This window comes from Sphingomonas sp. 7/4-4, assembly GCF_027941955.1.
Taxonomy (GTDB): Bacteria; Pseudomonadota; Alphaproteobacteria; order Sphingomonadales; family Sphingomonadaceae; genus Sphingomonas.
Window position 1 is genome coordinate 727,346 of the sequence record NZ_CP115960.1, and the last position, 17,241, is coordinate 744,586.

The following is a 17,241-nucleotide window of genomic DNA, read 5'->3' on the forward strand; positions in this document are numbered from 1 at the left end:
AACTAGATATGCCCAAACGCACCGACATCTCCTCCATTCTCGTCATCGGCGCGGGGCCGATCGTTATCGGTCAGGCGTGCGAGTTCGATTATTCGGGCACGCAGGCGATCAAGGCGCTCAAGGAAGAGGGCTATCGCATCGTCCTGGTCAATTCGAACCCGGCGACGATCATGACCGATCCCGAACTGGCCGACGCAACCTATGTCGAGCCGATCACCCCGGCGATCGTCGCCAAGATCATCGAGAAGGAGCGCCCCGATGCGGTGCTGCCGACGATGGGCGGCCAGACCGCGCTCAACACTGCGCTGGCGCTGGCGAATGACGGCACGCTGGAGAAGTTCGGCTGCATCATGATCGGCGCCGATGCGGAGGCGATCGACAAGGCCGAGGATCGGCTCAAGTTCAAGGACGCGATGACGAAGATCGGGCTGGAATCGGCCCGTTCGGCGATCGCGCATAGCGAGGCCGAGGCGCTGGCCGCGCTCGAGCATGTCGGGCTGCCGGCGATCATCCGTCCCAGCTTCACCATGGGCGGATCTGGCGGCGGCATCGCGTACAACCGCGAGGAATTCATCGCGATCGTCCGCTCCGGGCTCGATCTCTCGCCGACCACCGAAGTGCTGATCGAGGAATCGCTGCTCGGCTGGAAAGAGTACGAGATGGAAGTGGTCCGCGACCGTGCGGACAATTGCATCATCATCTGCAGCATCGAGAATGTCGATGCGATGGGCACGCACACCGGCGATCTCGATCACCGTCGCGCCGGCGCTGACGCTGACCGACAAGGAATACCAGATCATGCGCAATGCATCGATCGCGGTGCTCCGGGAAATCGGTGTCGAAACCGGCGGTTCGAACGTGCAGTTCGCAGTCAATCCGAAGGACGGCCGCCTGATCGTCATCGAGATGAACCCGCGCGTGTCGCGTTCGTCGGCGCTGGCGTCCAAGGCGACCGGCTTCCCGATCGCCAAGGTCGCGGCGAAGTTGGCGGTGGGCTATACGCTCGACGAGATCACCAACGACATCACCGGCGCGACCCCGGCGTCGTTCGAGCCGACGATCGATTACGTCGTCACCAAGATCCCGCGTTTCGCGTTCGAGAAGTTCAAGGGCGCCGAGGCGACCTTGGGCACCGCGATGAAGTCGGTCGGCGAAGTGATGGCGATCGGCCGCAACATCCATGAATCGATGCAGAAGGCGCTGCGCGGGCTCGAGACCGGCCTCAGCGGCTTCAACCAGGTCGACCGGCTCGCCGGCGCGCCGCGCGACGAGATCGAGGCGGCGCTGGCCGTGCGCTCGCCCGATCGGCTGCTGATCGCCGCGCAGGCGCTGCGCGAGGGTTTCACCGTTGCCGAAGTGCAGGCGCTGACCGCCTATGACCCGTGGTTTCTTCAGCGGATCGCCGAGATCGTCGAAGCCGAGGAGGCGGTGTGCCGCGGCGGGCTGCCGCAGGATGCCGCGGGCATGCGCAAATTGAAGGCGATGGGGTTCAGCGACAAGCGCTTGGCGTATCTGGCGCTCAAATCGGTCAACATGCGCGCGGGCTCCGAGCAGATGGCGCGCAGCCACGGGCTGATCGGCGAAGTCGCCAAGGCGATGAGCGGCGGCGTGACCGAAGCGGATGTGCGGAAGCTGCGCCACAAGCTCGGTGTGCGCCCGGTGTTCAAACGGATCGACACCTGCGCGGCCGAGTTCGAAGCGAAGACGCCATACATGTACTCGACCTATGAGGCGCCGAGCTTCGGCGAGCCCGAGTGCGAGTCGAACCCCACCGACCGCAACAAGGTAGTGATCCTCGGCGGCGGTCCGAACCGGATCGGGCAGGGGATCGAGTTCGATTATTGCTGCTGCCACGCCTGCTTCGCGCTGGCCGATGCGGGCTATGAGACGATCATGGTCAATTGCAATCCGGAGACGGTGAGCACCGACTACGACACGTCGGATCGCCTCTATTTCGAGCCGCTGACCGCCGAGGATGTGCTCGAAATCCTCGAAGTCGAGAAATCGAACGGCAATCTGGTCGGCGTGATCGTCCAGTTCGGCGGCCAGACCCCGCTCAATCTGGCGCAAGCGCTGGAGGATGCGGGTATCCCCATCCTCGGTACCAGCCCCGACGCGATCGATCTGGCGGAGGACCGCGAGCGTTTCGCGGACCTGGTCGCCAAACTGGGGCTCAAGCAGCCCGCCAACGGCCTTGCCCGCAGCCGCGACGAGGCAGTGGCGGCGGCGGAGCGGATCGGCTTTCCGGTGCTGATGCGCCCCTCTTATGTGCTGGGCGGCCGCGCGATGGAGATCGTCGACACGCTCCAGCAGCTCGACGATTATATCCAGACCGCCGTGCAGGTCTCCGGGGATTCGCCCGTCCTCATCGACCAGTATCTGCGCGACGCGATCGAAGTCGATGTCGATGCAATCGCCGACGGTGACGATGTCGTGGTCGCGGGCGTGCTCCAGCATATCGAGGAAGCCGGCGTGCATTCGGGCGACAGCGCCTGCTCGATCCCGCCCTACAGCCTCTCGGCCGAGATCGTCGCCGAGATCGAGAAGCAGACCGAAGCGCTCGCCCGGGCGCTGAAGGTCAAGGGGCTGATGAACATCCAGTTCGCGGTCAAGGACGGCGAGGTGTACCTCATCGAAGTCAATCCGCGCGCCAGCCGCACGGTGCCCTTCGTCGCCAAGGCGATCGGCATCCCCATCGCCAAGATCGCAGCGCGGGTGATGGCAGGCGAGAAGCTCAAGGATTTGCCGAAGATCGATCGCGACATCGATTATATCGCCGTCAAAGAGGCCGTGTTCCCCTGGGCGCGGTTCCCGGGCGTCGATCCGGTGCTCTCACCGGAAATGAAGTCCACCGGCGAAGTGATGGGGATCGATCGCGATTTCGCCACCGCCTTCGCCAAGTCGCAGCTGGGAGCGGGGACGGTGCTGCCGTCGTCGGGTACGCTGTTCGTCAGCGTCAAGGACAGCGACAAGCCGGTGGTGCTCCCCGGCGTGCAGATCCTCGCCGATCTTGGCTTCAAGATCATCGCGACCGGCGGCACAGCCGATTATCTCGAAGCCGAGGGTATCGCAGTCGAGCGCGTCAACAAGGTGGCGCAGGGCCGGCCGCATATCGTCGATCGGATCCAGGATGGGGATGTCGCATTGATCTTCAATTCGACCGAGGGATGGCAGTCGCTCAAGGACTCGGCGAGCATCCGTGCGACGGCGATGGCGCAGAAGGTCCCGTATTTCACCACCGCGCCGGCCAGCGTGGCGGCGGCGCGGGCGATCGAGGCGCTGGGACGCAACAGCCTCGATGTGAAGCCCCTGCAGGCCTATTATGCGGGGCGTGGCTGAGCCGTCACATCCCGGCAAGGCGCCCAATTGCGGCATCAATCGGGCAGGTGCTTGATGTTTGCCCCTCACAGTCTTATTATTCGCAATCGCACAATTGATCTCCCCCAATCGATGTTAATGTGCGGGCGTACCCCTTGTGGGACGCTTGGGGATCGAGGCGTTTGAAGGGCGGAATGGAATGGCGACGGTCGAAAAGATGCCGATGCTCAAGGAGGGCTATGAGAAGCTCACTTCCGAGCTGAAGCGCCTCAAAGCGGAACGCCCGCTGATCGTGGACGCGATCGAGGAAGCGCGCGCGCACGGCGATCTTTCGGAAAATGCCGAATATCATGCCGCCAAGGAGCAGCAGGGCCAGAACGAGGCCACGATCTCGGATATCGAAGGCAAGCTCAGCCGCGCCCAGATCATCGATCCCAAGGATCTGTCGGGCGACAAGGTCGTGTTCGGCGCGACGGTGACGTTGCTCGACGAGGACGAAAAGCCGATCAGGTACCAGATCGTAGGCGAGACCGAGGCGGATGCGAGCAAGGGCCGCATCTCGTACAATTCGCCGATCGGGCGCGCGCTGATCGGCCGCAAGGTCGAAGAGGAAGTCGAGGTTTCGGTGCCCGCGGGCGACCGCTACTATCTGGTTTCCAAGATCGAATTCATCTGAGGCCGGCCATGCGCCGACTATCGGCGACTTCGATCATCGTGCTGGTGACGGCGGCGATCAGCCTTGCCGTCACGCTGGGCAATCATGAGGTGCTCGCGGCCTATGCCGGCGGGTTCATTCCACGCCGCCTGAGCGGGTTCGTGATCGACGACATGTGGGCGGTGCCGGTGTGGCTGACGCCCCTGTCGAGCGCGCTGCTGCACGCCGGCATCTTCCATCTGGCGATGAATATGCTGATGCTGGGCTTCACCGGCAAGGAAACCGAGCGCGCAGTCGGTCCGGCGGGCATCGTCATACTCTATGTCGTCGGCGCCTATGCCGCGGCGTTCGCGCAGTGGCTGCCGGATCCCATGTCGATGACTCCGATGATCGGCGCCAGCGGCGCTGCATCGGCGGTGGTGGGCGCCTATTCTCTGCTGTTCGGCCGCTCGCGGGCCCGGGCGATCGGCCCGATCCCGGCACAGGCGGTGCACGTGCTCTGGCTGGCCGCCGCCTGGACGCTGGTCAATCTGCTGACCGCCTTTGCGTTCCTCGGCGCGGGCGTCGCCGTCGCGGCGGCGGCGCATATCGGCGGGTTCATTGCCGGCCTCGCGCTCGCCAAGCCGCTGCTGGCGTGGAACTGGCGGCGGGCCTGACGCCTCAGGCCGCCGGCTTCTCCAGGTCCGGCTCGAGCAGCCGGTGGAGATGGACGACGACATAGCGCATCTCGGCATCGTCCACGGTCCGCTGCGCGGCGGCGCGCCACGCCTTTTCGGCGCTGGCATAATCCGGGAAGATGCCGACCACGTCGAGCTTGGTCGGATCGGTGAAATCGAGGGTCTGCGGGTCGGTCACGCGACCGCCGAAGACGAGGTGAAGCTTGCTCATCGAAACTCCTGGGGAGAGCGGTTTGACCTGCCCTTACCGGGCAAAGCCGTAACCGCTCAACCCCGATCTCGCCCTTAGGCTTTTTGTCCGGCGCCCTTGGCGGCTTCGAGGAGGTTGCCGAACAGTGCCGTGGCGCGCTCCTTGGTGGCGGCGCGGCCGGGGAGGAGCGATTCGATCTCCTGCTTGCCGGCCTGCTTCACCGCACTTGCAGTGGCGGTGGCGCGGTCGGCGAGCTGGCGGCCGACGGGGTCGAGCAACTCGCGCTCCTTCGCCGAACGGGGCAGCAGCATGCCGATGACCACGCCGAGCGCGATGCCGCCGGCGAGGAGCGCGACCGGATTGTCGCCGATCCCCTCGGCCGCCTTTGCCGCACGACCTCGGGCGCTGCCGTTCTGGTTGGCGGCCTTGGGCGCGCTCACATTGTCGTTGCTCATCTGGGCTGTCCTTTCTTCGCGGGCTTCGCGGATGTCTTTTTGTTCAAACCATCGGCGGCGGGGGCGGTTTCATTGCGGCGGCGAAGCATGTCGGCGATCCAGCCCCGCGCGAAGACGAGGCCCACCGTTCCGGCGATCGCGGCGACGGCGAAGGGACGCGAGCGGACGGCCTCGGCGCCCTTGCGCGCAGTGGAGGCGACGCCCAGCGCGGCGATTTCGACGGCATTTTCCGCGAGATGGGAAGGCTTGAGCCGCTCCTGCATCGCATCGAGTGTCGCGAACAGGCGGGTTCGGGCCGCCTGGACCTGCGCCTCGGCGGCGAGTAATTGCGGATCGGTGCTCATGCATCGCTCCCGAACAGGCGCGCCATCTGCCGGTAGGCGAGCCAGCCGAGCAGGCCGGCAAGCGCGAGCGCGACGACGATCACGATCAGCGTGGCGAGGGCCGGGCCGATCAGCGGCATCAGCGACAGGATCAGCCCGACGAGCAACGCAGTGACCGAGCAGAGCGCGATCACCAGCGCGGCGATGCCGAGGATCAGCCCGGCTCTGGCCTCGCCGACCTTGGTGGTGGCGAGCGTGCGGTAATAATCGATCTCGGCGCGGGCGACGCCCTTGCCGTCCTCGACGAGCCGTCCGATCAGCTCGCCGATGCTCTCTTCCGCTGTCTCTGGCTCGCTCACCCCCGTTATCCCGTCAGGCGTCGGTTTTTTCGGAAGCCGCGTCGACCCCCGACTTGATCAGCCGCGCGACGACGAAGCCGATCGCGGCCGCCGCACCGACGGCGATAACCGGGCTCTTCTTCACCAACTCGGTCGCATCGTTGAACAGATCGTCGACTTCCTTACCGCGCAGGCTCTCGGCGAAGTTCGAGATGCCCTGGGCGGCGGAGCGGGCATATTTGCCATATTGCTCGCCGAGCCGCGCATCGACGTCGAGAGCGGCACCCTCGAACATCTTGGCGACCTCGTCGAGCGCGTTGGTGGCGCGTTCCTTGTTCTCGCCGGCAAAGGCGCGGGCGCGGTCGGCCGCCTGCGTGCCCAGCTTCGATGCCTCGTCCTTGAGCTTCTGAGTCGTGCCGGATGTGGATTCGCCGAGATCGCCCGCCGCTTCGAAGTTGATCGCCGCAGGTCCCGTGCCGCCGGCCGTCGCCTCGAGCTTGGGGTCTCCGAGAGCGACTTGCTCGCCGCCGGTGGATTTTGGGGTCTTCGCGTCAGCCATGGCTTGGGCCCTTTCAGTTACTCGTGCAGAGAACCATGGCCGTACGCGCCGGTTCCATCCTCTGCGTTGCCCGGGAGCACAGGAGCGGTTAGAGGCTCGCGCGCGCCCTCGGGCAATCCAATTACCCTAAGTAGGGAGACCGTTACGTGACCGCAATCATCGACATCCATGCCCGCCAGATCCTCGACAGCCGGGGCAATCCCACGGTGGAGGTCGATGTGCTGCTCGAAGACGGCAGCTTCGGTCGCGCCGCAGTGCCTTCGGGTGCCTCGACAGGGGCGCACGAAGCGGTCGAAAAGCGCGACGGCGACAAGACGCGCTGGCTCGGCAAGGGCGTCGAGGCGGCTGTCCAGGCAGTCAACAGCGAGATTGCCGAGGAAGTGCTGGGGCTCGATGCCGAGGACCAGGCCGATCTCGATCGGGCGATGATCGAGCTGGACGGCACCGAGAACAAGGGGCGGCTTGGCGCCAATGCGATCCTCGGCGTCAGCCTTGCCGCAGCCAAGGCGGCGGCCGATGCACGCGGGCTGCCGCTCTACCGCTATGTCGGCGGAGTCAACGCGCACGTCCTGCCGGTGCCGATGATGAACATCATCAACGGCGGCGAGCATGCCGACAATCCGATCGACTTCCAGGAATTCATGATCGTGCCGGTCGGCGCGGAGAATATCGTCGAGGCAGTGCGCTGCGGTTCGGAGATCTTCCACACGCTCAAGAAGAAGCTCCACGAGAAGGGTCTCGCGACCGGCGTGGGCGACGAGGGTGGCTTCGCGCCTAACCTGAGCTCGACCACCGACGCGCTTGACTTCATCATGGCGAGCATCGAGGCTGCGGGCTACACGCCGGGCGACGACGTGATGCTCGCGCTCGATTGCGCCGCGACCGAATATTACAAGGACGGGGCCTACAAGATGGTGGGCGAGGGGAAGACCTTTTCCTCGGCTGAAAATGTCGACTTCCTCGCCGGGCTGGCCGCGAAATACCCGATCTTCTCGATCGAGGACGGCATGGCCGAGGACGATTGGGAGGGCTGGAAGGCACTGACTGACGCGATTGGCGGCAAGGTCCAGCTGGTCGGCGACGATCTTTTCGTGACCAACCCCAAGCGCCTCAAGCGCGGCATCGACGGCGGCTATGCCAATTCGCTGCTGGTGAAGGTCAACCAGATCGGCACGCTGACCGAGACGCTGGAGGCGGTGAGCCTCGCGCAGCGTTCGTCCTATACCGCAGTGATGTCACACCGCTCGGGCGAGACCGAAGATGCGACGATCGCCGATCTCGCGGTGGCGACCAATTGCGGGCAGATCAAGACGGGCAGCCTTGCGCGCTCGGACCGGCTTGCAAAGTACAACCAGCTCATCCGCATCGAGGAAGAACTGGGCGATGCTGCACGCTATGCGGGCCGCTCGGTTCTCAAGGCTTAAACCATTCCGTCACCCCGGCCTTGTGCCGGGGTCCACTCAGCCTCACGGTCTATCCGTCTATGGCTGATCCAGCCGGTGCCTCCCGGTGGACTCCGGCACAAGGCCGGGGTGACGAGGGGTTTTCGTGTCTTCGGCTCGGCTAAGTGAAACTGCGGCCTTGATTAACGACTCTGGTTACGCAAGAATCAACCCGATGGCGCGCACTTCTCCGATCAATACGCTTCTGCGCCGCGCGGGGCTTCCCGCCGCGGTGCTCATCGCCATGGGCTTTTTCGGCTATAACGCAGTGCTGGGGCCCACGGGCATCGTCGCGGCGCGGGAGTTGAAGACCGAGCTCGCGCAGAAGAATCTGGAATATGCGGCGCTGGCCAAGAAGCGTGCCGAGATCAAGAATCGCGTCGACTTGCTCGATCCCAAGCGCGGCGCCGACCCCGACATGGTCGACGAGCTGGTGCGCAAACAGCTCAACGTCGCGCGTCCCGATGAAGTCATCGTCCCGCTCGACAAATAGTCCGGAACAGCCGCGTTTCGCGGCGTTCGACAGCCTGATAATTGGTATCCCATTTTACCATCTCGGCGTGCACGTGCCGGGAAGCGTGTCGTTTGCGCAACGCGCGGAATGAACGCCGGCCTTTCGCGTGCGTTGACGTTGCGTCGGGGCCGAAAACACGCCTATAGGCGCCGCATTGACCTTCCGGGCATGAGGATTTCCTGTGGCCAAAACGCCGGCACGCAAAGCGTCTACCGAACCTGCGGTACCGAACCGCGAACGACCCAGCGAACCAGAACGGTACAAAGCATCCAAGGAGCAGCTGCTCGAATTCTACAAGCAGATGCTGCTCATCCGCCGCTTCGAAGAGAAAGCAGGGCAGCTCTACGGGCTCGGCTTCATCGGCGGCTTCTGCCACCTCTATATCGGTCAGGAGGCCGTTGCGGTCGGCCTGCAGTCGGCGCTGGACGGCGAGAAGGATTCGGTGATCACCGGCTATCGCGACCACGGCCACATGCTCGCTTACGGCATCGATCCCAAGGTGATCATGGCCGAGCTGACCGGGCGCGGCGCAGGCATCAGCCGCGGCAAGGGCGGCTCGATGCACATGTTCTCGACCGAGAAGAAGTTCTACGGCGGCCACGGCATCGTCGGCGCGCAAGTCTCGCTCGGCACCGGCCTCGCCTTCGCGCATAAATATAACGAGGATGGCGGCGTCGCGATGGCCTATTTCGGCGACGGCGCGTCGAACCAGGGCCAGGTCTACGAATCGTTCAACATGGCCGAGCTGTGGAAGCTCCCGATCATCTATGTGATCGAGAACAACCAATATGCGATGGGCACCAGCGTCAATCGCTCCTCGTCCGAGGACCAGCTGTACAAGCGCGGCGAAAGCTTCCGCATTCCCGGCATCCAGGTGGACGGCATGGACGTGCTCGCCTGCCGCGGCGCCGCCGAGGAGGCTTTGGCCTGGGTCCGCGCGGGCAAGGGCCCGATCATCCTCGAGATGAAGACGTACCGTTACCGTGGTCACTCGATGTCGGATCCGGCCAAGTATCGCAGCCGCGAGGAAGTCCAGTCGGTGCGCGAGAAGTCCGACCCGATCGAGGCGGTAAAGCGCGAGCTCGACCAGCTCGGCGTCAAGGAGGACGAACTCAAGACGCTCGAGCAGGAAATCCGGAAAGTCGTGAACGAAGCCGCCGATTACGCCGAGCAGACCCCCGAACCCGACCCCGCGGAACTATACACCGACGTGCTGGTGGAGACCTATTGAGATGGCGATCGAACTCAAGATGCCGGCACTCTCGCCGACCATGGAAGAGGGCACGCTCGCCAAGTGGCTCGTCAAGGAAGGCGACACGGTGAAGTCGGGCGACATCCTCGCCGAGATCGAGACCGACAAGGCGACGATGGAATTCGAGGCGGTGGACGAAGGTACGATCGCGTCGATCCTGGTCGCCGAAGGGACCGACAATGTTAAAGTCGGCACCGTGATCGCGACGATCGCGGGCGAAGGCGAAGACGCATCGACTCCGGCACCTGCACCCAAAGCCGAGGCGCCCGCCGCCGAAAAGGCGCCTGAGCGCGAGCTCGGCAGCGAGGGCGACGGGCCGAAAAAGGCGGACAGCGGCACCTCGCAGCTCGCCAGCAACAAGGCGGCGACGGTCTCCGATCCCGCGATCCCCGAGGGCACCGAGATGGTCAAGACGACCGTCCGCGAGGCGCTCCGCGACGCGATGGCCGAGGAAATGCGCGCCGATCCGCGCGTGTTCGTGATGGGCGAGGAAGTCGCCGAATATCAGGGCGCGTACAAGGTGACGCAGGGCCTGCTCGAGGAGTTCGGGGCCAAGCGCGTGATCGACACCCCGATCACCGAATATGGCTTTGCCGGCGTCGGCACGGGCGCGGCGATGGGCGGATTGAAGCCGATCGTCGAGTTCATGACCTTCAACTTCGCGATGCAGGCGATCGACCACATCATCAATTCGGCCGCCAAGACCAACTACATGTCGGGCGGGCAGATGCGCTGCCCGATCGTGTTCCGCGGTCCCAACGGCGCGGCGAGCCGCGTCGGCGCGCAGCACAGCCAGAATTACGGTCCGTGGTATGCCAGCGTTCCCGGCCTGATCGTGATCGCGCCCTATGACGCGGCCGATGCCAAGGGCCTGCTCAAGGCGGCGATCCGTTCGGAAGACCCGGTCGTCTTCCTCGAGAACGAGCTGCTGTACGGCCGCCACTTCGAAGTGCCCAAGCTCGACGATCACGTGTTGCCGATCGGCAAGGCGCGGATCGTGCGCGCGGGCAAGGACGTGACGATCGTGTCCTATTCGATCGGCGTCGGCGTCGCGCTCGAAGCCGCCGAGACGCTGGCGGGCGAGGGGATCGAAGCCGAAGTGATCGACCTGCGCACGCTGCGCCCGCTCGATACCGCGACGGTGCTCGAAAGCCTGAAGAAGACCAACCGCATGGTGGTGGTCGAGGAAGGCTGGCCGGTCTGCTCGATTTCGTCGGAGATCGTCGCGGTGGCGATGGAGCAGGGCTTCGACGACCTCGACGCCCCGGTGCTGCGCGTGACCAACGAGGACGTGCCGCTGCCTTATGCGGCCAATCTCGAGAAGCTCGCTCTGGTCGATGCGGCGCGTGTCGTCGCGGCGGTCAAGAAGGTGACGTACAAGGGCTGAGCGACGGACGGGGCGCTCTCGGGCGCCCCGCCGGCGCGTCAGCAGGTCGAGGCGGTGACGCCGTTGACCTTGTACACTCCGTTAGGGTGTGTCGGGTTGGGATTATTCTGCTCGACGCCGTTGACGGTGATCTTGCTGTCGTCGCTGGTGTCGCGACGATCGCGGACCATCATCGAGGCAACCTCGTTCATCTCGCTCGTCGGCGACAGCGAAGTCTTGACCAGCGGCTGATATTTATAGCGCACCTCGACGAACATGGCGACGCCATCGGGCGGCGCGATGATCTGCCGGTTGGCGGGGCCCACGCCGTCGACACTGGTCGCCGAGACGGGAGTGCCGTAGCTCGATGCCCAGCTGGTCATGGTGCCTTTGCAGCGCTGCCAGCGAATCCGGTATTTGTTCGCGGTCGTTGGGTGCGGTTCGACGCTCGATATGATCACGCGCCCGTTGGCGAACAGGTTCAGCTCGCTTGCCTGGAAATTGGCGCCGGTGAGCAGGTCCTCGATGTCGCTCTCATAGACCTTCTTGGATCTCGAGCTGGCTGCCCGAGCCCATGCGCGCGGAATTGTCCGCCAGCTGAAGCGCGATCTGGCTGACGCGCATCCGGGTGATGATGTAGTTGGTCAATTCCGCGCCGGTGAGGCTCATCGCCAGCAGGATCGGCATCGAAAAGGCGAATTCGAGCAGCGCCAGCCCGCTGGTGTCGCGGCCGAACCGCCCCGCGGCCGCCCGGAACAGGGTGAGTCCGTGCTTCACGTGCAACTCCTCACTGCCGGCGCTCCCTGATCGCCATAAGGCTGGTTGCGCAGGATCGTCTGGGCTCTCACCGTGGTCGTGCTCGACCCGCCGATGAAATTGTTGAGCGGAAAGAAGCGCGGATAGGTGACTGTCGCGGTATAGAGCACCGCATCCTTTGCGCCGCCCTGGTTGAGGTTGCCGCCCGTCGCATCCCATCGGCCATTGCCGTTGGAATCCTCATAGGGTTCGCCCGGCGTGAGGCCCTGCGGGCCGTCACAGGTGCCGTTATGGTTGGTGTCGGTATAGGGCTCGAACTGCGAGGCCGCAGCCTGCGCGTAGTTGCGATACCATTGGCGCGTGATCGTCACGACGCCGTTGTTGGCGAGTGCCTTGATCTGGTTCCTCACCTTGTCGTCGAGCGTGGTCTGCGTGGCGCTGTTGAGGCCGGATTCGAGCGTCGCGTCGCGCGCGACCTTCTGCACGACGCCCTGCAGCGCTGCGCGCATATAGAGCGTGTGCGCCACGTCGAATGCGCCGAGAAGCAACAGCCCCATCACCGGCGCCACGATGGCGAACTCGACGACGGTGACGCCGCGCTCGTCGTGCGCGACCCGGCGCAGGTGTTGAACAGGGCCGATCACTTGGTGAGCCTCAACTGCGAGATCTGGTCCGCGATCGATTTGAAGGTCCGTTGCAGACCCACCGAATCCGTCGCCTCGTAATATTCGCCGCCGTCCCTCGCGCAGGCCTTGAGCCGGTCCACGGTCTCCTGTGCCTGCCCTTCGCCGAAATTGATCACCCAGAGCTTGATGTTCGAGTTCTTCACCCAATTGCAGATCGCGAGAAACCGCAGGTTCACCTGCTCGTCGAGCTGCGCCTTGGTGGGGTTATCCGGCGTCTGGCGACTGTCGAAGAAGGGCAGGCCGTAGGCAGCATAGTCGTAGTTGTTCGCGTTGGTGTCGCCGTCGGTCATGAAGATCATGTGCCGTTCGATCTCACCGCCGTTCGGCGTGGTGGCGTTCTCGTTCTTGAAGATGCCGGTGGGCGACATCAGGCGCGCGCCCCAGATCATGCCGATGTCGTGATAGGTGTTGCCGGCCGGATTGAGCGAGTTGACATAGCTCTGGAACGTCGACGCGCTGGCCCAGGACTGGAGCTTTCGCGCCTCGGTCGGACAGTAGAAGGTAGACCGGTTATTGTAATCGGTATTGTTGGTGAGTGGGTTCGTAGTCCAGTTGCTGGTGTTGCCATTTGTCCAGCTGCTGCCGTCGTAGTTGACGCCGGAGGTCGATCCTCGCGTGAAGATCAGCTGCGGCAATGCGGGCCTCCAACGCGAATCGTCGTCGAACGGCACCAGATCGATGTCCAGATCGAGCGCGTCCGTCGGAATCGGGTCGTAGTCGGTGGCCTGGATCGTCGCGCGCTCCTCGATGCACCCGGACCAGGTGATCGTCGCCTGCGGGATGTCCATTCCACCGACGCCGGGTACGGGATCCGCGATCGAATGCGTATCGGGATCCGCCGTCGAGCTCGGCATGGTGAAGCTGTTGTTCCAGCTGCTCCCGCCGGCCTTGAGCCCGCTGACGGTGACCGGAATCTGGTTATACTCCCAGTTCGCGAACTTTTCCTCGTAATAAGTGGTGGTGGTCGTCTTCTTGCGGCGGCAGCTCTTCCTGTTGTCGTTCCAACCGGTCGAGCGGTCGGGTGCGTTGCCCCAGCTCTCGGTCGGGTTCGATCCCGACGACCAGCCCCATTCGCCGGTCGAGGTGTTGTCCGTGGCAGCCCCATCGGTCGGGAAGCTTGATCTGATCGTCGGTGCGGGGACCGGACCACCCGAACTGGCCGGAGTCGGCGTGAAGGACCCAACGGCCTGGTTGTTCATGAACAGGACGCAGTCGCTTTGGGTAAGCGAGCCGCCGCCATAGCTTTCCCAGCGCGTCTCGGTCTTCTGGGGCGGAACGGCAATGTGCGGCAGGCGCGTCTGATACACCCAGCTGTCGACCAGATAGTCGTTGGGCAGCAGCTTGCCGACGTTCACATTGGTCGAATAGGGCACGAAGCCGAAGCGGATCTGCACCTGGTTGCCTGTGCCGCCGCTCGGCTCGTCGCCGTCGCAATCGACATCCGGCACGTCGAGCCGCGCCACGATCTGGTAGAAGCACTTCACTGCCGTGCGCAGCGCGGCGATGCGTGAGTTCGCGTCGCCGTTGCAGCTGGGGTCGCCGTTCGGACAAAAGTTCATCGAGCCCGTTGTATCGAGCACGAACATCACATCGGTGTTCGGCAGCCGCATTTCGGCGTCGCACGTGACGCTGAGCGTCTCGCTGGTCTTGCCGAAGATGCGCATCAACGTCATCGGCACCGTCGCCGATGCCGTCCCGGTCACTTTGCCGGCGGATTCGGTGAAGGTCTTGGCGACCGTATTCGGATCGACGCCATAGGCGTTCTTGTTGTAGTTGGCGTCGAAGAACTTCTCGGCCTGGACCTTGGGGAAGCTCGCGACATTGTTGACCGTCTGCGTCCAGGTGCCGCCGCCCATCGCCTTACGACCTGCTAGCGCGCCGGCGTCGCAACCATGTTGCAGGCGCGTCTTGACGATGTACATGCGGCTGATGTCGATGCCGCCGCCCACCATGCCCGCGAGAGGAATCAGCGCCATCGTCATGATCGCCAGCGTGTTGGCGCGCGTATCCCGGGCGAACCCCGTCAGGAACCCCTTCGCCTTCGCCAAGCTATGCCGATTGCCCACCATTTTTGCGACCCCGGTCCCCGATCAACGCAGCGTCATGCCGCACGCACAGCTAACGCCCCATAAATCGAGCTGGTTAACGGGTGGCTTATGGGCGCCGGGGAAATGACCGGAGCGTCGGCGGGGAACCCGGAACGCGCGCTTGCGCTCTCTTATGCGCCGCGGGGGACTGCGGCTGCGATCGAGGCGCTGTTCGCGCTCGACGACGCACTGGCGCAGTTGCTGCGGACGACGCGCGAGCCTGCTCTGGGCCAGTTGCGGCTCGCCTGGTGGCGCGAGGCGCTGGCGGAGCTGGACAGCGAGCCGGCTCCGGCTGAGCCCGTCTTGCAAGCGTTGGAACGCGAAGTGCTGCCACGGGGCGTGCAGGGTGCCGCGCTGTTGCCGATCGTCCATGGCTGGGAAGTGCTGGTCGAAGAGGAGACGCTCGGTCGCGACGCCTTGCTGCGTTTTGGCGCAGGGCGCGGCCAGCTGTTCGTTGCGGCGGGTATGGCGATCGGCGCCGCGCCGGACGACCCGCTCGCCTCGGCCGGGCAGGGCTGGGCGCTGATCGACCTGGCGCGCCACCTCCGGGCACCTGGCGAGGCCGCCGAGGCGCGCGATCTCGCCGCGCCGCTGCTCGAAGAGGCCGTATCGAGGCGCTGGAGCCGCAATGGCCGGGCGCTCGGGGCTCTGGCGCACCTCGCGCGGCTCGATCTGCGCCTGCCGGAAGGCGAGGAGCCGCCGGTCGGGGCACCGCACCGGGTCGGCCGGCTGCTCTGGCATCGCCTTACCGGCAGCTAGGGGCTTGCCAGCGCGACGGACGCGCGTAGCTTGGCGGCTTCGACTCTCGGGGGAGACGTTGGATGTGGCGCTATTTGGTCGGTGCGGGCGCGGCATTGTTGCTGGGGCTCGCGGGCTTGTTCCTGCTTCGCGGCTCTACCGTACCTGACGTGAAGCTTCCGGGTGCCCCGGCGCCCCGCGCGGCGGCGCTGGCGGCAGAGGATCCGCTTCCCGAGGAAGCACCACGCGCCAGCGCGAAGACGCGCGAGCAGAAGCGCTTCGATCGTTATGACAAGGACCGCAACGACGCGGTGACTCGCGAGGAATATCTGCTCTCGCGGCGGAAGGCCTATGCGAAGCTCGACGCCAATCATGACGGGCGGCTCGATTTCGACGAATGGGCGGCGAAGACCACGACCAAATTCGCCGGAGCCGATGCCGACAAATCGGGGGCCTTGAGTCGTGCGGAGTTCCTCGCCACTGCACCCAAGGCCCGCGCCGGCGCCGAGCCGCGCTGCGCGTGCCCCGCCGCTCCCGCCAAGGAGGAGGCGGAAGACTAAGCCGGCATCCAGCCGCTGAACGCAGCACGCGCGCGGCTGGTGTACATCAGCTTGCGGTCGGCCTTTTTCGAGCGACCCTCGATCGGCGGGAACAGCCCGAAATTGACGTTCATCGGCTGATAGGTCTCGATTTCGGCCTCGCCGGTGATGTGGGCCAGCAGCGCGCCCAAAGCCGTTTCGCGCGGTGGGGCCGGGAGGGTTTGACCGGCGAGCTCGGCAGCGGCGAAGCGGCCCGCGAGCAGCCCGATCGCGGCGCTCTCGACATAGCCTTCGCAGCCGGTGATCTGGCCGGCAAAGCGGATGTTCGGGCGCGCCTTGAGCCGGAGTGTCGGATCGAGCAGCTCGGGGGACTTGATGAAGGTGTTGCGGTGCAGGCCGCCCAGCCGGGCGAACTCGGCCTTTTCCAGGCCGGGGATGGTGCGGAACAGCTCGACCTGGGCGGCATATTTGAGCTTGGTCTGGAAGCCGACCATGTTCCACAGCGTGCCGCTGGCATTGTCCTGCCGGAGCTGGACGACTGCATAAGGCCAGCGCCCGGTACGCGGATCGTCGAGGCCGACGCCCTTCATCGGCCCGTAGCGCAAGGTGTCGACGCCGCGCTCGGCCATCACCTCGATCGGCATGCAGCCTTCGAAATAGGGGACGTTCTCCCACTCGCGGAACTCGGTCTTCTCGCCGGCGAGCAAACCGGCGTGGAAGGCGAGATATTCGTCCTTCGACATCGGGCAGTTGATGTAATCCTTGCCCTCGCCCTTGTTCCAGCGCGACTGGTACCAGGCAGTGGTGAAGTCGATGCTCTCGAAATGGACGATCGGGGCGATGGCATCGAAAAGGCGAGCGCCTCCTTGCCGGTGGCGCTGCCGATGCTCTCGGCGAGGCCGGGCGCAGTGAGCGGGCCGGTGGCGACGATGGTCAGGCCCTCGGCGGGGAGCTGGTCCACGCGCTCGCGGACGATAGTGATGTTCGGGTGGGCCTCCAATGCGGCGGTGACGCCGGCCGAGAAGCCGTCGCGGTCGACGGCCAGCGCCGAGCCGGCGGGGACCTTGTGGATATCGCCCTGGGTGAGGATCAGCGAGCCGAGGTCGCGCATCTCCTGATGGAGCAGGCCGACGGCGTTGCGTTCGGCATCGTCGGAGCGGAACGAATTGGAGCAGACGAGCTCGGCGAGGCTGTCGGTGTGGTGCGCCGGGGTCCTGTGCCCCGAGCCGCGCATTTCGGAGAGCTTCACCTTGTGCCCGGCCTGCGCGAGCTGCCATGCGGCTTCGGAACCGGCGAGGCCGCCGCCGATGATGTGGATGTCGTGAGTCACGGCCGGGCGAATAGCG

17 protein-coding genes and 2 pseudogenes are annotated in these 17,241 nt (G+C 65.1%); 9 read left to right on the plus strand and 10 right to left on the minus strand.

Annotated elements, in window-relative coordinates:
* Nucleotides 1-8 precede the first annotated feature (8 nt).
* From carB to PIB19_RS03815, 3 genes and pseudogenes are all read left to right on the plus strand, one after another.
* Nucleotides 9-3,339, plus strand: a pseudogene (gene carB, locus PIB19_RS03805) (carbamoyl-phosphate synthase large subunit).
* A 178-nt stretch (nt 3,340-3,517) separates the two neighbouring features.
* Entirely contained in the window at nt 3,518-3,994 is a 477-nt protein-coding gene (gene greA / locus PIB19_RS03810) for a transcription elongation factor GreA (protein WP_271239733.1), read from the plus strand.
* A gap of 8 nt (nt 3,995-4,002) precedes the next feature.
* Entirely contained in the window at nt 4,003-4,629 is a 627-nt protein-coding gene (locus tag PIB19_RS03815; RefSeq protein WP_271239734.1) for a rhomboid family intramembrane serine protease, read from the plus strand.
* A gap of 4 nt (nt 4,630-4,633) precedes the next feature.
* On the opposite strand, the gene PIB19_RS03820 is transcribed toward PIB19_RS03815, so the two are convergent.
* From PIB19_RS03820 to PIB19_RS03840, 5 genes are all read right to left on the minus strand, one after another.
* Nucleotides 4,634-4,861 (minus strand): DUF4170 domain-containing protein, encoded by a 228-nt coding sequence (locus PIB19_RS03820; protein WP_056612715.1) that lies wholly within the window; start codon nt 4,859-4,861, stop codon nt 4,634-4,636.
* 74 nt (nt 4,862-4,935) lie between these two features.
* A complete protein-coding gene (locus tag PIB19_RS03825) occupies nt 4,936-5,295 on the minus strand; it encodes a hypothetical protein (RefSeq protein ID WP_271239735.1) in 360 nt (119 codons plus the stop codon).
* Nucleotides 5,292-5,639 (minus strand): DUF3618 domain-containing protein, encoded by a 348-nt coding sequence (locus tag PIB19_RS03830; protein ID WP_271239736.1) that lies wholly within the window; start codon nt 5,637-5,639, stop codon nt 5,292-5,294. Before PIB19_RS03830 ends, PIB19_RS03825 begins: the two co-directional genes overlap by 4 nt.
* Nucleotides 5,636-5,977: a phage holin family protein gene (locus tag PIB19_RS03835; RefSeq protein WP_271239737.1), complete on the minus strand. Its 342-nt coding sequence runs from the start codon at nt 5,975-5,977 to the stop codon at nt 5,636-5,638. Before PIB19_RS03835 ends, PIB19_RS03830 begins: the two co-directional genes overlap by 4 nt.
* A 13-nt stretch (nt 5,978-5,990) precedes the next feature.
* Nucleotides 5,991-6,515, minus strand: a complete 525-nt coding sequence (locus PIB19_RS03840; protein ID WP_271239738.1) for a hypothetical protein — start codon at nt 6,513-6,515, stop codon at nt 5,991-5,993.
* A gap of 146 nt (nt 6,516-6,661) precedes the next feature.
* Here PIB19_RS03840 and eno point away from each other — a divergent pair, with 146 nt between their 5' ends.
* The 4 genes from eno to PIB19_RS03860 all read left to right on the plus strand — a co-directional run bounded on the left by eno (nt 6,662) and on the right by PIB19_RS03860 (nt 11,110).
* Nucleotides 6,662-7,939, plus strand: a complete 1,278-nt coding sequence (eno, locus tag PIB19_RS03845) for a phosphopyruvate hydratase (RefSeq protein ID WP_271239739.1) — start codon at nt 6,662-6,664, stop codon at nt 7,937-7,939.
* Nucleotides 7,940-8,132: 193 nt separating this feature from the next.
* Nucleotides 8,133-8,450, plus strand: coding sequence for an FtsB family cell division protein (locus PIB19_RS03850; protein WP_271239740.1), 318 nt, complete (start codon nt 8,133-8,135; stop codon nt 8,448-8,450).
* Between the two features lie 202 nt (nt 8,451-8,652).
* Complete coding sequence (pdhA, locus tag PIB19_RS03855) at nt 8,653-9,702, plus strand: pyruvate dehydrogenase (acetyl-transferring) E1 component subunit alpha (RefSeq protein ID WP_271239741.1); 1,050 nt, start codon at nt 8,653-8,655, stop codon at nt 9,700-9,702.
* 1 nt (nt 9,703) lies between these two features.
* Nucleotides 9,704-11,110 carry a pyruvate dehydrogenase complex E1 component subunit beta gene (locus tag PIB19_RS03860; protein WP_271239742.1) on the plus strand — a complete coding sequence of 469 codons (1,407 nt, stop codon included), beginning with the start codon at nt 9,704-9,706 and terminating at the stop codon, nt 11,108-11,110.
* A 38-nt stretch (nt 11,111-11,148) separates the two neighbouring features.
* Here PIB19_RS03860 and PIB19_RS03865 read toward each other — a convergent pair whose 3' ends face one another.
* From PIB19_RS03865 to PIB19_RS03880, 4 genes are all read right to left on the minus strand, one after another.
* Entirely contained in the window at nt 11,149-11,472 is a 324-nt protein-coding gene (locus PIB19_RS03865) for a hypothetical protein (protein WP_271239743.1), read from the minus strand.
* A 151-nt stretch (nt 11,473-11,623) separates the two neighbouring features.
* Nucleotides 11,624-11,866 (minus strand): TadE/TadG family type IV pilus assembly protein, encoded by a 243-nt coding sequence (locus tag PIB19_RS03870; protein WP_271239744.1) that lies wholly within the window; start codon nt 11,864-11,866, stop codon nt 11,624-11,626.
* The gene (locus PIB19_RS03875; protein ID WP_271239745.1) at nt 11,863-12,489 is read right to left on the minus strand and encodes a TadE/TadG family type IV pilus assembly protein; all 627 of its coding nucleotides are present in this window, start codon (nt 12,487-12,489) and stop codon (nt 11,863-11,865) included. Before PIB19_RS03875 ends, PIB19_RS03870 begins: the two co-directional genes overlap by 4 nt.
* Nucleotides 12,486-14,579 carry a TadE/TadG family type IV pilus assembly protein gene (locus tag PIB19_RS03880; protein ID WP_271239746.1) on the minus strand — a complete coding sequence of 698 codons (2,094 nt, stop codon included), beginning with the start codon at nt 14,577-14,579 and terminating at the stop codon, nt 12,486-12,488. Before PIB19_RS03880 ends, PIB19_RS03875 begins: the two co-directional genes overlap by 4 nt.
* A gap of 123 nt (nt 14,580-14,702) precedes the next feature.
* Here PIB19_RS03880 and PIB19_RS03885 point away from each other — a divergent pair, with 123 nt between their 5' ends.
* Nucleotides 14,703-15,377 (plus strand): squalene/phytoene synthase family protein, encoded by a 675-nt coding sequence (locus PIB19_RS03885; protein WP_271239747.1) that lies wholly within the window; start codon nt 14,703-14,705, stop codon nt 15,375-15,377.
* Nucleotides 15,378-15,439: 62 nt separating this feature from the next.
* Nucleotides 15,440-15,916 (plus strand): EF-hand domain-containing protein, encoded by a 477-nt coding sequence (locus tag PIB19_RS03890; RefSeq protein ID WP_271239748.1) that lies wholly within the window; start codon nt 15,440-15,442, stop codon nt 15,914-15,916.
* Here the strand turns inward: PIB19_RS03890 and trmFO are convergent.
* Nucleotides 15,913-17,225, minus strand: a pseudogene (gene trmFO / locus PIB19_RS03895) (methylenetetrahydrofolate--tRNA-(uracil(54)-C(5))-methyltransferase (FADH(2)-oxidizing) TrmFO). The gene PIB19_RS03890 and the pseudogene trmFO sit on opposite strands and share 4 nt — an antisense overlap.
* Nucleotides 17,226-17,241 lie beyond the last annotated feature (16 nt).